The 14,825-nt window shown below is 64.1% G+C and carries 8 protein-coding genes; 3 read left to right on the forward strand and 5 right to left on the reverse strand.

Annotation, left to right across the window (positions count from 1 at the left end; genetic code table 11):
- Positions 1–141: 141 nt before the first annotated feature.
- The 4 genes from AC1L6K_RS01075 to AC1L6K_RS01090 form a co-directional block, all read right to left on the reverse strand.
- Complete coding sequence (locus tag AC1L6K_RS01075) at positions 142–3,549, reverse strand: family 20 glycosylhydrolase (protein ID WP_480950904.1); 3,408 nt, start codon at positions 3,547–3,549, stop codon at positions 142–144.
- A 303-nt stretch (positions 3,550–3,852) separates the two neighbouring features.
- The gene (gene topA, locus AC1L6K_RS01080; RefSeq protein WP_480950905.1) at positions 3,853–6,633 is read right to left on the reverse strand and encodes a type I DNA topoisomerase; all 2,781 of its coding nucleotides are present in this window, start codon (positions 6,631–6,633) and stop codon (positions 3,853–3,855) included.
- A gap of 137 nt (positions 6,634–6,770) precedes the next feature.
- Entirely contained in the window at positions 6,771–7,520 is a 750-nt protein-coding gene (locus tag AC1L6K_RS01085) for an MgtC/SapB family protein (protein WP_480950906.1), read from the reverse strand.
- Positions 7,521–7,663: 143 nt separating this feature from the next.
- On the reverse strand, positions 7,664–9,292 hold the full coding sequence (locus AC1L6K_RS01090) for a DUF7059 domain-containing protein (RefSeq protein WP_480950907.1): 1,629 nt from the start codon (positions 9,290–9,292) through the stop codon (positions 7,664–7,666).
- Positions 9,293–9,477: 185 nt separating this feature from the next.
- On the opposite strand from AC1L6K_RS01090, the gene srmL reads away from it, so the two are divergent.
- Entirely contained in the window at positions 9,478–10,596 is a 1,119-nt protein-coding gene (gene srmL / locus AC1L6K_RS01095) for a PheS-related mystery ligase SrmL (RefSeq protein ID WP_480950908.1), read from the forward strand.
- A gap of 155 nt (positions 10,597–10,751) precedes the next feature.
- Here the strand turns inward: srmL and trhO are convergent, their stop codons facing one another.
- Complete coding sequence (gene trhO, locus AC1L6K_RS01100; RefSeq protein WP_480950909.1) at positions 10,752–11,645, reverse strand: oxygen-dependent tRNA uridine(34) hydroxylase TrhO; 894 nt, start codon at positions 11,643–11,645, stop codon at positions 10,752–10,754.
- A 75-nt stretch (positions 11,646–11,720) separates the two neighbouring features.
- On the opposite strand from trhO, the gene AC1L6K_RS01105 reads away from it, so the two are divergent.
- Positions 11,721–12,434, forward strand: coding sequence for a GNAT family N-acetyltransferase (locus tag AC1L6K_RS01105; protein WP_480950910.1), 714 nt, complete (start codon positions 11,721–11,723; stop codon positions 12,432–12,434).
- A 24-nt stretch (positions 12,435–12,458) separates the two neighbouring features.
- The gene (locus AC1L6K_RS01110; protein WP_480950911.1) at positions 12,459–14,789 is read left to right on the forward strand and encodes a DEAD/DEAH box helicase; all 2,331 of its coding nucleotides are present in this window, start codon (positions 12,459–12,461) and stop codon (positions 14,787–14,789) included.
- The last annotated feature ends 36 nt before the right edge of the window (positions 14,790–14,825 follow it).

The raw sequence follows: 14,825 nt of genomic DNA on the forward strand, positions 1-14,825 counted from the left end.
CACGTGAATGGGCCACGGGTGTCACCCATGCAAACGGGCCCGGCGGCGCACCAACAGTATCGTTGCTGCACCGCCGGGCCTGCCTTGTTCGCGCTTCTGCGCTGCGATCAATGTTTCACTTGAACGCAGCCGACGGGGTGCTTATTTATGCAACCCTGTGCGGCGCCGAGTTCCGAGGACCACGGCTGCACCAAGCAGCACCATGAGCAGCGCGCCTCCCCAGAGTGCCATGGTGGTGGCACCCGTACGGGCCAGCTCGTCGCTGTTGTCCCCTGTGACATTGTTGGCTGCCTTGTTGCTTGCTCCGCTGCTGGGCAGCACGGTGAAGCTGACCTCCACAGCGCGCTTTGAGGTTTCTCCACTGAGCGTCACTGTGTGCTTGCCCGGCGCAAAGTTGGCCGGCACGTTCCAGTTGAAGGAAACATTGCCGTCGGCGTCCGCAACTGCCAACCCCAGGTCGACAGGATCGCTGTGGACCGTTCCGCGCACGTTTTCACCGGGCAGAAATCCTGAACCGGTGAACGTCGTGGCCTGTCCCTGGCGGACATCCTTGGCCACGATCGATGGGCCGGACGCCGCCGGGGCCGACGCCGCAGGCGTAGTGGTTGTTGCCGGCGACGTGGTTGCCGGCGTCGCCGATCGGGACGTCACGGTTGTCGGCTCCACAGTCGGCTCCGGCGTGGGTTCAACCGTGGGCTCCACAGTGGGGTCAACAGTGGGGACGGTCGTGGGTGTCGTGGGCTCCGTCGTCGGCGTCGGCTCAATGGACACCTCGGCAGCATCAACTGTGAACTCTGCGAGTGTCGTCCACGGCTGGCCTGCCTGCTCTGAAAGCGCCTTCACCGTCAGGAACTGACCTGCCGACGCGGCCTCCAGAACCACTGTCTGCCATGCGCTGCTGTTGGCCAATTCACCCTCGGCAATCTTGGCGCCGAGCTCATCCTTGCTGTTGCTGAGGTACAGCTCGTAGCCCAGGATGCGCCCGTTGACGGCACCGGAGGAGCCGCCCTGGCGCGGCAGCAGGTTGATGGCGCAGACGCTCATTTCCCTGCCCAGGTCAACCTGGATGGTGTGGGGCATGGGGACATTCGAAGGTGTCCACGGAGTGCCCCAGAACGTGTTTGGATCGCCGTCAATCGCGTTGGCCCCCGGCGTGATCTCGCCTTGGGAATTGTTGAAGCTGTCCACGGCTGCGGCAACCGGGCGCACCGGGTCCGCCGAACAGGTCAGCAATCCCGTGGCACTTGAGTCGCTGACAAGCGATTCCGAACCTGTTGTGTAGGCGGTGGCCGCAGAGACAGTAAATTCCCCATAGCTGGCGCCACCGTCCGGAGTCACAGTGAACGCTGCCGTCTTGGTGGCTCCCGCCGCCACACTGCCCAGGGCGAGGGAGGCCGGTTCGACCGTCCAGCCGGCCGGGACTGCGGGAGTCACCACAGTGTCGTTCATGTCGGCGGCGGTGCGATTGTCGACAGTGACAGTGACGGCGCCCGGCATTCCGGCCACCGCACGGGCAGGTGCCAGCAGGCTGGTGGAGACCTCGCCGGCCAAGGTGAAGACACCGGCGGCCAGCACGTCGGGGGCCTGCTGGGTCAACGCACCTGAGGCGTTCACGCTCAACGGCAGTTGGGTGATGGCATTGCGGATGGTGAATCCGCCGTCGACCTCCAAAATCTCCCACTTCTGCAAATTCTTGACCCGGCTGTCGGTGGTGGCGCAATCAGACAACGACGGCTCCAGATCCTGCTGCAGCGGGGCCTGCAGCCACAGCACGCCCCCGGCCATCGCGAGGCACTGTCCGTCGTCAGTGCTGATCTTGTAGTAGTTGTCATCGGTGGCTGCAAACTGCCAGGCATCTCCTGCGGCAGTGGACAGGGTCACTGCAGTTCCGCTGGCATTGACGGATTTGCCGTCTGTGCCAATGGAGTAGCCGCCATCACCGACGGGCGTGCGAACATAGGAGTTGTACCCCGGAACCCGTCCCAGAATGCTGCTCAAGTTGCTGAATTTAGCGTAGTCGGCGGTCGGCTTGGGCCCGCCCCACGTGGCTTGGGCCAGGAATCGCATGCTGCTGGCGATCTGTTCCTCGACCTGCGCTTCGGTGGCCAGGGGCGTGTCGTCGGGCCAGGCAGACAGCTTGGCTCCAAGCACTTTGCCCTTTCCGGGCACGTCAGTCACGACAGCCCCGCCATCCATTGTCATGGGCGTCCAGCCGGAGTTCCACAAATTGGTGAGGTTCCTGTTGTAGGCGCCCGGCCGGCTGAAGTAAAACGTCTGGCTGGCATTTTGCACGTCATGGCCTGCCTCCAGTACTGTCTGGGCTGCCAGTGAGGAACCCTTGTACCAGTACTCCACGACGATGTCGCTGGCCAGCTGCACTGTGCTGGACGAGGGGATCCCGTCATTCCAAATGCGCAGCTGCCTGCCGGTGGACTTCACATAGTCATTGACCTTGTTCATGAACCAGATGAACACATCGCCCGGGCCTGAACCAGCCGGGAAGATCTCGGGATTGGCGGCCACAAAGGCCGCGAACTGCGAGTAGTTGCTGTAGGTGTCGCCGATCATGTACTCGTCGCCGCCCATGTGCCAATATGGCTGGTCCGGGAATGCCGCGCCATATTCGTCGATGAGCGTGGTGATCATCTCGAAGGCTTCGGGCTTGGTGATGTCGAGCTGGTTTTCCTTTTTGACGCCGGCATTGTTCACCAATTGCAGGTCCGGGTAGTCGTACAGCCACGGCCGCATGTGTCCTGGGGAGTTCACCTCGAGCACCAGCTCAATGTGGTATTTCTTGGCCCAGGCAGTAATTTGGGCGGCCTCGGCCTTGGTGTAGTACGCCCAGAAGTTGGCCTTGGGATAGGCGTCCGATTTCACCTTGGTTTCCAGCCACAGCTGGTTCATCTTGTTGTACGCCATGTCCTTCATGGTGCGCTCCAGCGACTCCATGGAGATGGTCAGCTGGCAGGCACACAAGCCCACACCGCGTTCCACGTATTTCGGGACATCAATGGAGGCGCCCCTGTTCACCCGATTGCCCTGGGTCATCAGCTGCAGGATTGTCTGCGTCCCGTAAAAAGCGCCGGTGTCCGTGGCGCCCGTGACCTTGATGGTGTCACCAACGACGAGCTCATAGCCTTCCTCGCCCAGTTCGGCGCTGCGGGCAGGGTCCAGATCGACTTCAAGGTCCCCCGCAATGGCGCCGGCGGCAGCCGTCGCCACGGCGCGCTCAAGGACGGCCGAAAGCTGTGCGGCCAGATCACCAGTCAACGCGGTGTCGGCACCAATCACCTTGGCACCGTCACCCAGTGCGAACTCACCTGCGCCGGCGGCCCATGTGGACAGGCCGGGGATTGTCTGAGGAGCACCGTCTGGGGTAACCGGAACTGCCCCTGAAGGCGCGGCGGCGGCCAGAACGGCCGGCACAAGAGCCGGTGCAACCGCGGCGCTGGCACCTGGCAGCACGATGGCGGTGGAGGCCAGTGTCAGTGCGGCTGCTGTCAGGGCGGCAACGACCGCATTTCGGCCCGTGCGATGGCGAATTTTCATATCTCCCCATGGAAGCTTGATTGGTCAGATGGACTCGGGCACCCAGGTCTTGCAGCGGAGGAACAAGCGACGTGACACACAACACAGGCGACGAGCTACGTGAGCCATGTTACGGGTACCATCGAAGTAAATCCATATGTTACCGATCTCATTCTTGCCGGTTCAATCATTTCCAAACATTATCAACCAGAAAGCGGGATGCGTCCGGACACACAAAAGCCCCGTCGGAAACGGGGCTTTTGTGTTGCGCAGCGCAGCCACCGGCGAGCCGCACCCGGTGGGTGGGCCGGTGGCCGCAGCCGGTTACTTTTTGGCAGGGGCCTTCTTCTTGGCAGGAGCCTTGGCGGGAGCCTTCTTCTTGGCAGGCGCCTTGGCCGTCCGCTTCACGGGGCCGCGTTCGCGCTTGTCGGCAAGAAGCTCGACGGCGGTCTCGCGGGTCAGCTCTTCAACCTCGGTTCCGCGCGGAACGGTGATGTTGGTGATGCCGTCGGTGATGTACGGGCCGAAGCGGCCTTCCTTCACCACAATGTTCTTACCCGAGACGGGGTCTTCACCAAATTCAGCCAGCGGGGGCACTGCCGCACGGGCACCGCGCTGCTTGGGCTGGGAGTAGATCTCCAGCGCCTGCTCAGGGGTGATGGTGAAGATTTCCTCTTCGGTGCCGATGGAGCGCGAGTCCGAGCCCTTCTTCAGGTACGGGCCAAAGCGGCCGTTCTGGACAGTGATCTCATTGCCTTCGGCGTCGGCCCCAAGGACCCTGGGCAGGCTCATGATGGCCAGCGCCTCATCCAGGGTGACGGTGTCAACGGTCATGGTCTTGAACAGGGACCCGGTGCGCGGCTTGGCCTTGACAGGCTTCTTGGCCGGCTTCGGTTTGCCGTTCTTGTAATACTCGATCGGCTGGTTGGCGATCTCCTCCGCCGTCATCTCGGGGATGACCTCGGTGACGTAGGGGCCGTAGCGGCCGTTCTTGGAGACAACCGTGTGCCCCGACACCGGGTCAACACCCAGAACACGCTCCTCCGGAGCGGCCGTGTCCATCAGCTCCTGCGCCTTTTCGGGCGTGAGCTCGTCGGGGGCCAGGTCCTCGGGCACGTTGGCACGGGCGGCCTCAATGATCTCGCCGGTCTTGGCATCCAGGGTGGGGACGGTGCTCTCCAGGTACGGGCCAAACTTGCCCACCCGCAGCACCAGGGTGTCGGTGATGGGCATGGAGTTGATCTCCCGCGCATCGATCTCGCCGAGGTTGTTCACAATGGCCTGCAGGCCCTTGTTGTCCTCGCCGCCGAAGTAGAAGTGCTTGAGCCAGTCAGCGCCCAGCTCCTGGCCGTTGGCGATCCTGTCCAAGCCGGTTTCCATGCCGGCCGTGAATTCGTAGTCCACGTAGTCGGTGAAGTGCAGCTCCAGCAGGCGCACCACCGAGAACGCGATCCAGCTCGGCACCAGCGCGGAACCCTGCTTGCGGACGTAGCCGCGGTCCATGATGGTCGACAGCGTGGACGCGTAGGTGGACGGGCGGCCAATGTCGCGCTCTTCCATTTCCTTGGTCAGCGATGCTTCCGTGAAACGCGGCGGCGGGGAGGTGTCGTGGCCGTTGGCCTGAACTTCCGACGCCGTCAGGGCATCCTTTTCCTTGACGTTGGGCAGGCGGCGGTCCGAATCGTCCGAGTCGTTGCGGGACTCGTCGCGACCTTCCTCATACGCGGCCAGGAAGCCGCGGAAGGTGATGACAGTACCCGAAGCCGAGAACTCGGCATCCTGGCCATCTGCAGCGCCACCGGCAGCCGTGGCACCCAGCTTGATGGTCGCCGTCGAACCCTTGGCGTCAGCCATCTGGGAGGCAACCGTGCGCTTCCAGATCAGCTCGTACAGCTTGAATTCGTCACCGCGCAGGGCGCTCGCCACCTGGGCGGGGGTGCGGAAGGAGTCACCGGCGGGGCGGATGGCCTCGTGCGCCTCCTGCGCGTTTGCGCTCTTGTTCGTGTAGACACGCTTGGCGGCGGGCACAAATTCGGGGCCGTACAGCTCCGAGGCTTGTCGCCGCGCTGCATTCACTGCTTCATCACTCAGCGAGGATGAATCGGTACGCATATAGGTGATGTAACCGTTTTCGTACAGGCGCTGGGCGGTCGACATGGTCGACTTGGAGGAGAAGCGCAGCTTGCGCCCTGCCTCCTGCTGCAGGGTCGACGTCGTAAACGGCGGGGCGGGGCGGCGGGTGTAGGGCTTGTGTTCGACCGAGCGCACGGAAAAGCGCACGTCCTGCAGGGCCGAGGCGAGGGCCTTGGCGGCAACCTCGTCGAGGTGGGCGACATTCCTGCCTGTCAGCTCACCCTTGTCGTTAAAGTCACGTCCGGAGGCAACCCGGCGGCCGTCAAGTGCCGCCAATTTGGCGTTGAACGGCTCCTGGCCATCCACGGGGCTGAATGTGCCCGCCAGGTCCCAGTAATTGGCCGAGCGGAACGCCATGCGGTCGCGCTCGCGCTCAACCACCATGCGGGTCACAACGGACTGCACCCGGCCGGCAGAGAGCTTCGGCGCGACCTTGCGCCACAACACGGGGGAAAGTTCGTACCCATACAACCGGTCGACGACGCGACGGGTTTCCTGGGCATCCACCAGGTCGGTGTCCAGTTCGCGCAGGTTCCCCAAGGCGCGCTGCAGCGACTCCTTGGTGATTTCAGCAAAGGTCATGCGGTAGACGGGAACCTTGGGTTTGAGCACCTCAAGCAGGTGCCAGGCGATGGCTTCGCCCTCACGATCCCCATCTGTTGCGAGGTAGAGTTCGTCGGCGTCCTTGAGCTGTGCCTTGAGCTCTGCCACCTTCTTCTTCTTGTCAGAGGAGATGACGTAGTACGGCTTGAAGTTGTTCTCAAGGTCGACGGCAAACTTGCCAATCGAGGACTTCTTCAGCTCCGCGGGCAGCTCGGAAGGCTGCGGCAGGTCGCGGATGTGCCCGATCGAGGCTTCGACGACGAAACCCTCGCCCAGGTACTTGGCGATGGTCTTGCTTTTGGCAGGGGACTCTACGATTACGAGCTTTTTGCCGGTCTTTGGCTTGCTGGCTGCTGCCTTGCTGGGCACGGTACTCCTACGGGGAATGAAAGGTGGACGAACGGCGTCCCCAAGAGCCTAGTTCACCATATTTTTACCGCGAACGCGTATTGCTTGGGAAACCGGGGTCAAAAAACTGTGTCCCGGCGGGGGCCCGAATGGGCTGGTTATTCGTTTTCATCGTCAAAGGAAATGGCCTTGATGGTGGGCAGCGACGACAACGCCTCAAGCAGCCCGTGGCGGGAACCAAGCCCCTCAATTTCAAGTTCAACTTCAACCAAATTTGGGTTCCCGGCATCAGCTTCATCGTTGGCCAGCCGGCCCATGACACCGCCGCTTCCGTGGTCGAGGGACCTTGTGGTGAACCCCAGAATTTGAAACCCCAGGCCGGTGCACACCTGCAGAATCTCCCGCAGCGACCCGGTTCCGTCCACATAGCTCACCTGCAGCACGTGATAGCGCCGCCCGGACAGCCGCAGCCGGTTGATCACTTTCGCGTAGACCACCACCACCAGAAAATACGCGCCCGTGGCAAAGGCGGCAGGCAGCAGCAGCCCGGCACCGGCCGCCGAGCCCACCGCCGCAGTAAGCCAGATGGACGAGGCTGTTGTCAGCCCGCGCACCTTGTTCCTGCGCACAAACACGAGCCCGGCACCGATGAAACCGATCCCCGACACAATCTGCGCCGCCACCCTGGATGGGTCCAACCTCACAAGGCTGGTTTCCACGACATCGGAAAAACCGTACTTGCTGACAATGACAAACAAGGCGGCGCCGAGCCCCACCAGGGCGTGCGTGCGCATGCCGGCGGACTTGTTGCTCGTCTGGCGCTCCAGCCCAATCAGCGTCGGAAGCACGACGGCGGCCAGCAGGCACAGCAGCAGCGCCCACCAGGGCGCGTTGGGACTAAGTACCATGGTGCCTCCCGGGCCATCATTGCCGACTGCCTGCCCACCCCACGCTACTCCCCGCCCTTTTCCCAACCCTCGCGCAGCAATGGGGCTATTTTCCCAAACCCTCGCGCAGCACGAAGGGAGGAATGGCGGGGAACGCCGTCACATCAATCGCTGGGAAGCAGGAATCCGTCGCGCACAAGGTTGCGGACCTCGCCGGTGAGTGCGTCCGCAAATTCCGGATCGTCACGTTCCAGAAGCACGGCCAGGGCGCCGATGATCTGCCCGGCGGTGAGGTCGCCGTCGCACGCCGAGACGAAGCCGGCCAGCTCGGTGCTCATTAAATTGGTCCGCCGCAGGCCAGCGCCCTGGCGGAGCAGGATCACGCCCGGGTGTTCGGCACCGGGTTGTTGGTGGCGCTCTTCGGTCACGTCGTCCGCGACAAGCAGGTAGGCGTCCTGGATTCCGTCGTGTTCCGCGAGCCACTGCTGGCGGTCCAAGGCATTGGCCAGGTGCGGGCCAACAGGCTGCTCAATGGGGTAGAGGATTTCCTCAAAACGCGGTGCACCGGCCTGCTCGTCCGCGGCGGGGCGGCGCAGCAGGATGTAGCCGAAGCCGATTCCCACCACGTTGCGTGCGGCAAAATCGAGCAGGTAGTCCTCGTAGGCCTCTGCATACGTCGCTGAATCGCGACCCTGCGAAGCATCTTGCAGCCAGGTTTCGGCATAGCCGCCGGGAGACACCTGCTCGCGCTGGATGAGCCAGGCGTCGGTGCCCGGTGCCAGCCACTGCGAGGGGCGGGCATGCCACTGGGCCTGGGTGCCGCCGTCGTCCGCGGGGCTCGGGGAAATCTCCCAGTTGCCAAGCATCTGCGCCGTGCCGCCCGGGGTGAGGATGGTGGGCAGTTCGCGGACGAGCGTCTCAACAATGGCATCTCCGGCCATGCCGCCGTCGCGGTAGGTGAACTGGTCCGTGCTTTGCTCGCCGCGGTGGCGCGGGGTGATGACGAAGGGCGGGTTGGAGACGACAAGGTCGAAGCGCTCCCCGGCGACGGGTTCCAACAGGCTGCCCAGGCGCAGGGACACGCGGGCCCGGGGGTTGCCTGCGTCGAAATCTGCATCGCCCAGTCCCAGCGCCGGCGCGTTCAGGACCAGGTTGAAACGGGTGAAGGCGAGCGCCCGCTCCGAAATGTCGGTGGCCACAACAGTGTTGGCGTGGTGCAGCAGGTGGAACAGCTGGATGCCGCAGCCGGTGCCCAGATCCAGCGCCCGTCCCACGTCGCGGCGAATGGTGCCCTGGGCCAGTGTCAGCGAGGCCTGGCCGATGCCCAGGACGTGGTCCCTGCGGAGCACGCCAGGACGCTGGTGGGCGCCGAGGTCACTGGCCACCCACAAATTCGTGTCCGTCCCGCCTTCCACGCTGGCGGGCCAGCCGTAGGGACGCAGGTCGACGGCGGCGCGCACCTGTGCCGGGTCATGGTCGGGTTCCAGCAGACCCAGGGAAAACAGCGTCTCCAGGTCAAGGCTGGGCAGCGCCGCCGCCACCTCTGCACGGGTGGGCGTTTGCGCCAATAGCCACAGCTTGACCGCCACTGCCAACGGTTCGTTGTTGTGCCGCAGCACCAACGCGGCCGGCACCGTCTGGTCCCGGGCCAGCGCCTGGTTGGCGTCGTCGCCCAGGAGCTCCGCCACGCCGTCGACCGTGTAATTGATGGCGGTGAGGTCGGCGGCCAGGGCGGCAAGGAGGGCCAAGTTGTCGCTGCGCGGGGCGTCGGGAACGGTGGCGAAATCAGTCATTGGAACAGTTTATCGAGTCCTGGCGGTCCCGACGGGCGTAGCATGGGGGCATGCAAACTGTTCAGCGATTTACCTGCCCTCGGCCGTCCTTGGCCGCATGGGCTGCTTCGCTGACGCGCTGAGTCCATCCGGCAGCGACTGAGGGGTTCCCACCCACCGCCTCCGGATATCCAAAGGATTCACCCATGCATGCTTACCTTTCCCCTGCCGAACTGCACTCGGCCCTGTCCATTGCCAACCTGAGCGAGCCCGCTTCCGGCCACGCCATGTCGGCCATGCTCGCCTCGGTCACTGACGCCCTGGCCGCGCTCTGGGGCGTGCCCGTTGCCGAACACCGGCCCAGCCCCCTGGTCTCGGTGCGCGACAACTACGACCGACTCGGCTTCAGCCCCCACGACGTCACCCGCGATTCACGCTATTCCCGCCACGTCAGCCCCACCGTCATGCTCCGCAGCCACACGTCGGCGGGCATGCCGGCGGTGCTGGATTCGCTGCTGCCCGAACTGGGCCGGTCCGACACCCTGCAGGTGCTGCCCGGGCTCGTGTACCGGCGCGATGCCGTGGACCGCACCCACGTGGGCACGCCGCACCAGGTGGACTTGTGGCGGCTGCGCTCGCGCGGGCTCCTCGGCGTGCCCGATCTGACTGACATGCTTGGCACCGTGGTTGAGGCTATCCTGCCGGGTGCGCGCTGGCGTGCCGTGCCCAGCGCCCACCCGTATACGACGGCCGGCGTCCAGCTGGACGTCCAGGTCCGCGGGGAGTGGCTGGAGCTGGCCGAAGCCGGGCTGGTTGCCGCCTCGGTGTTGCGGGCCTCCGGTCTCGATCCCCGGCGCTGGGGCGGGCTGGCGCTGGGCATGGGCCTGGACCGGGCGCTGATGCTGCGCAAGGGCATCGACGACATCCGGCTGCTGCGCTCCGCCGATCCCCGGGTAGCCGCACAGATGGCTGACCTGTCGCCCTACAGCCCGGTTTCGGCCATGCCTCCTGTGCGCCGGGATTTGTCCCTAGTGTGCTCGGACGACGTCGATGCCGAGGTTTTGGGGGATGCGGCACGTTCGGCCTTGGGTGTGGAGGCGGACGTGCTGGCCGGGCTGCAGCTGCTGGCAGTGACACCTGCTGCCGCACTGCCGGCAGGTGCCGTTTCGCGGCTTGGCCTTGTGCCGGGCCAAGCCAATGTGCTGCTGCGGCTGACGCTGCAGTCGCTGGAGCGCACGCTCACCTCGGCCGAAGCCAACGCACTGCGCAACCGCGTCTATCTGGCGTTGCATGACGGGCCAACATTGGAACTGATCCCGGTTTAGCCCGCCTGCCCTGCCACGGCGGCGGGTTCGCCGGGCACCCGCCGCGGGTGTCCGGCGTCGTGCTGGGGGCGAGGCACGAGTTCCGGGAGGGCGTGGATGGGGCCACGCGCCCGAGGGCCCCGGGGCGAGGCACGAGTTCCGGGAGGGCGTGGGGATTAGTCGGTGCAGCCCTGCGGGCATTGGAGGGTTTCCGGGGCGCTGGCGCACTCGGTGCAGTAGAGGTTCAGGTTCCGGCAGCTGGGGTTGGAGCAGTTTTCAAATTTGTTGCTGGGGGTGTTGCAGCGGATGCAGTGGCCGATTTCCTTCGCATCGTCGCTGAACTCCATGTGCATGCGCTTGTCGAATACGTACAGCGAGCCTTCCCAGAGGCCCTTGTCCTTGAAGGTTTCGCCGTAGCGGACGATCCCGCCGTCCATCTGGTAGACCTCCTTGAAGCCGCGGTTGACCATGAGTGAGCTCAGGACCTCGCAACGGATGCCGCCGGTGCAGTAGGTGACGACGGGCTTGTCCTTGAGGTCGTCGTATTTGCCGGAGTCCAGTTCTTTGATGAAGTCTTGGGTGGTGTCGACGTCGGGCACAATGGCGTTCTTGAACCTGCCGATCTGCGCTTCAAAGGCGTTGCGGCCGTCAAAGAACACCACTTCCTCGCCGCCGGCTTCCTTGGCTGCCACGAGTTCGTGAAGTTCTTCCGGTTGGAGGTGGGTGCCGCCGCCCACCACCCCATTTTCATCGACCTGCAGTTCTCCGGGGGCGCCGAAGCTGACGATTTCCTCGCGGGCCTTCACGCTCAGGCGGGGGAAGTCATCGGCGGCGCCGTCGGACCATTTGATGTCCATGTTTTTGAAACCCGGGTATTCACGCGTCGTCTTCAAATACTGTTTGAGGTCCTTGATGTCACCGCCAACCGTGGCGTTGATGCCATCCTTGGAGATGATGATGCGCCCCTTCAGGCTCAACTTCTCGCACAGGGCACGCTGCCACAGCTTGATCGCTTCCGGATCACTCAGGGGGGTAAAACCGTAAAAGAGCACAATCTTGTTCATCGACACGTATTAAAGCCTACTTTGTGCGACCAAATGGCGGCGTAAATAGCCGGTCCCGCCGTCCGGGCATAGGCTGGAGACATGATGGTAGCTTCCACTGAGCTGACAGATCATGCAGCAGCATGGTTTACCGGCTGGAGTGCGCTGCGAAGCTATCAAAGCCGCAGCGGGCCGGGGTACTGGGCCGCCTTGCGCCTGGACCGCAGCGGAGACTGGGAATACTTCACCTGCGACCCTGCACCAGCTGCGTTTACCGCCCTGGCGGCCGAAGTGACGACGTCCGCACGTCGGGCCCTGTGCGTCATCGGACCCAATGTGCACGACTACGTGAAATTGGCACACCGGTGCGGCATGGGAATGATCTCAACGTCTGAACGCCTCATGGTGTGCGACATGGACAACCAGGACAACCAGGATCCGTTTCTCGGTGATCCCGAGCTGGCGCTGGTCGTCAAGGACATTGGTGGCAAGCGCAGCGCCTCTGCGTGCCAAGCCCGATTTTCAGTAGCCATCGTGCGTGGCGAAACAGTCATGGCCAGCGGCACAGTGGGCATCTACGGTGACTACGCAATCTTTGACGGGCTCAAGACCCGGCCCGCACACCGCCGTCGCGGCTTCGGAATGCTGATGATGAAAACTCTCACCGCACGGGCCCTGGACTACCCTGTCACCACTGGATTGCTGGTGGCCAGCGCCAGCGGACAAAGCCTGTACAGCAAACTTGGCTGGGCCAGCCTGAGCCCCGTCACGATCCTGGTGCCCAAGGAACGGCTGGCTGAGATGGCCAGGCTGTGACGGCCGCGGTGGCACAATGATGGGATGCCCACCAATAATTCGTTGATCTCGCTGCTCGGCGGAGGACCGAACCCTGCACAATTGCAGCACGTCCGCAGAATTCCTGCCCGGCAGGCAGTCAACGAGCCGTGGCCGGACTGGGTCCATCCCGACCTTGTCAGCGCGTATTCCTTCCTTGGCGTCACCGAACCGTGGCGCCACCAGGTGGCAGGCGCCAACGCCGCCCATGACGGCCAACACACAGTGATCGCCACCGGCACTGCGTCCGGAAAATCCCTGGCCTATCAGCTGCCCGCCATTGACGCCGTCCACAGGGCCGCACTGCGGGTGGCTGAAAATCCCGGCCTGCTCGAGTCCGACGGCGCCGTTGCCCTGTACCTCTCGCCCACCAAGGCGCTCGCGGCAGACCAGCTGGCTGCACTGAACTCACTGAAGCTGCCCACGCTCCGCGCCGCCACCTACGACGGCGACACTGCCCCGGCCGACAGGCGCTGGATTCGCGACCACAGCAATTTCATCCTGTGCAACCCCGACATGCTGCACTTCGGCGTGCTGCCCAACCACACGTGGTGGGCCCGCTTCTTCAAACGCCTGAAATACGTTGTCATCGACGAAGCCCACAGCTACCGCGGCGTTTTCGGCTCGAATGTGGCTGTGCTCCTGCGTCGGCTCCGCCGTATTTGCGCCCACTACGGATCAAATCCCGTATTTATCGGGGCCTCCGCCACCTCGGCTGATCCCGGCACGTCCTTCGCCCGGCTCATCGGTGCGGCCGTCACAACCATCACCGAGGACTGCTCCCCCCACGGCGCAACCACAGTGGCATTGTGGGAGCCGGAGCTCACGGATTTCAAGGGTGAGAACGGGGCCAAGTCGCGGCGAACCGCCATTTCTGAAACCTCCGACCTGCTGGCCAACCTGGTGTCGTCACATGTGCGCACCATTGCCTTCATCAAGTCCCGGCGCGGTGCCGAAACCATTGCCAGCGTGACCAAACGGCTCCTGGACGACGTCGACCCCAGCCTGCCGCCGCGCGTGGCCGCCTACCGCTCGGGATATCTGCCCGAGGAACGGCGGGAGTTGGAGAAGGCCCTGCGTGCCGGTGACCTGCTGGGTGTTTCCAGCACTTCCGCCCTGGAGCTGGGCATCGACATCTCCGGACTGGATGCTGTGCTGGTTGCCGGCTGGCCGGGCACCAGGGCGTCCTTTTTCCAGCAAATCGGCCGGGCCGGCCGGGCAGGCCAAGACGCCTTGGCTGCCTTTGTTGCCAGTGACGACCCCTTGGACACTTTCCTGGTCCACCACCCCGAAGCCATTTTTGACCGGGCCGTCGAGGCCACAGTCTTCGATCCCGCGAACCCCTACGTGCTGGGCCCGCATCTGTGCGCGGCTGCCGCAGAACTGCCCATCACCCAGCAGGACTTGGCCCTGTTCGACGCCAGCACGCCGGCCCTGCTTGACCAATTGGTGGCCCAGGGCTATCTGCGCAAACGCCCGGCCGGCTGGTTCTGGACACATCCGCAAAGCGCGGCAGCCATGGTGAACCTGCGTGAGGACGGCGGCGGACCCATCAACATCATTGAGGCTGATACCGGAGCCCTGCTGGGAACCATGGGCTCACCACAATCCCACTACCAGGCCCACACCGGCGCCGTGTACGTTCACCAGGGCACAAATTATGTGGTGCTTGAGCTCAACGAAGCAGACCACTGCGCGCTGGTCCGCCGGGGCACCCCCGATTTTTACACCACTGCCCGTGACGTCACCCAGATCGAGGTGCTGGAATCGACTAAGCACGAGTTGTGGGGTCCTGTCGAGATGCATTTTGGTGCTGTCCAGGTGCAAACCCAGGTTGTGTCCTTCCAACGCAAGGCCCTCATTTCCAACGAGGTGCTGGGCGAGGAACCGCTGGAGCTGGAGGCCCGGGACCTGTTCACCAAGGCTGTCTGGTTCACCATGGACAACGCAACGCTGCTGGCCGGCGGATTGGTCGAACCACAATTTCCGGGCGCCCTGCACGCCGCCGAACACGCCGCCATCGGCCTGCTCCCCCTGGTTGCCTCCAGTGACAGGTGGGACGTTGGCGGGGTGTCCACTGCCATTCACGCGGATACCGGTCAGCCGACAATTTTTGTCTACGACGGCCATCCCGGCGGGGCTGGATTTGCCGAGCGGGGCTTCGACATGGCCCGGGTGTGGCTCAAGGCCACCATGGACGCCATCGAGGCCTGTGAATGCCAGTCGGGGTGCCCCTCCTGTGTCCAGTCGCCCAAATGCGGCAACAAGAACAATCCCCTGGACAAAGCCGGTGCGGTCTTGCTGCTTAAAATCCTGCTCAACAACGCGCCTGCGTGATTTCGCTGTTCAATTTTCAAGGTGCACACGCGGGGC

Source organism: Specibacter sp. BI4, from assembly GCF_056680095.1.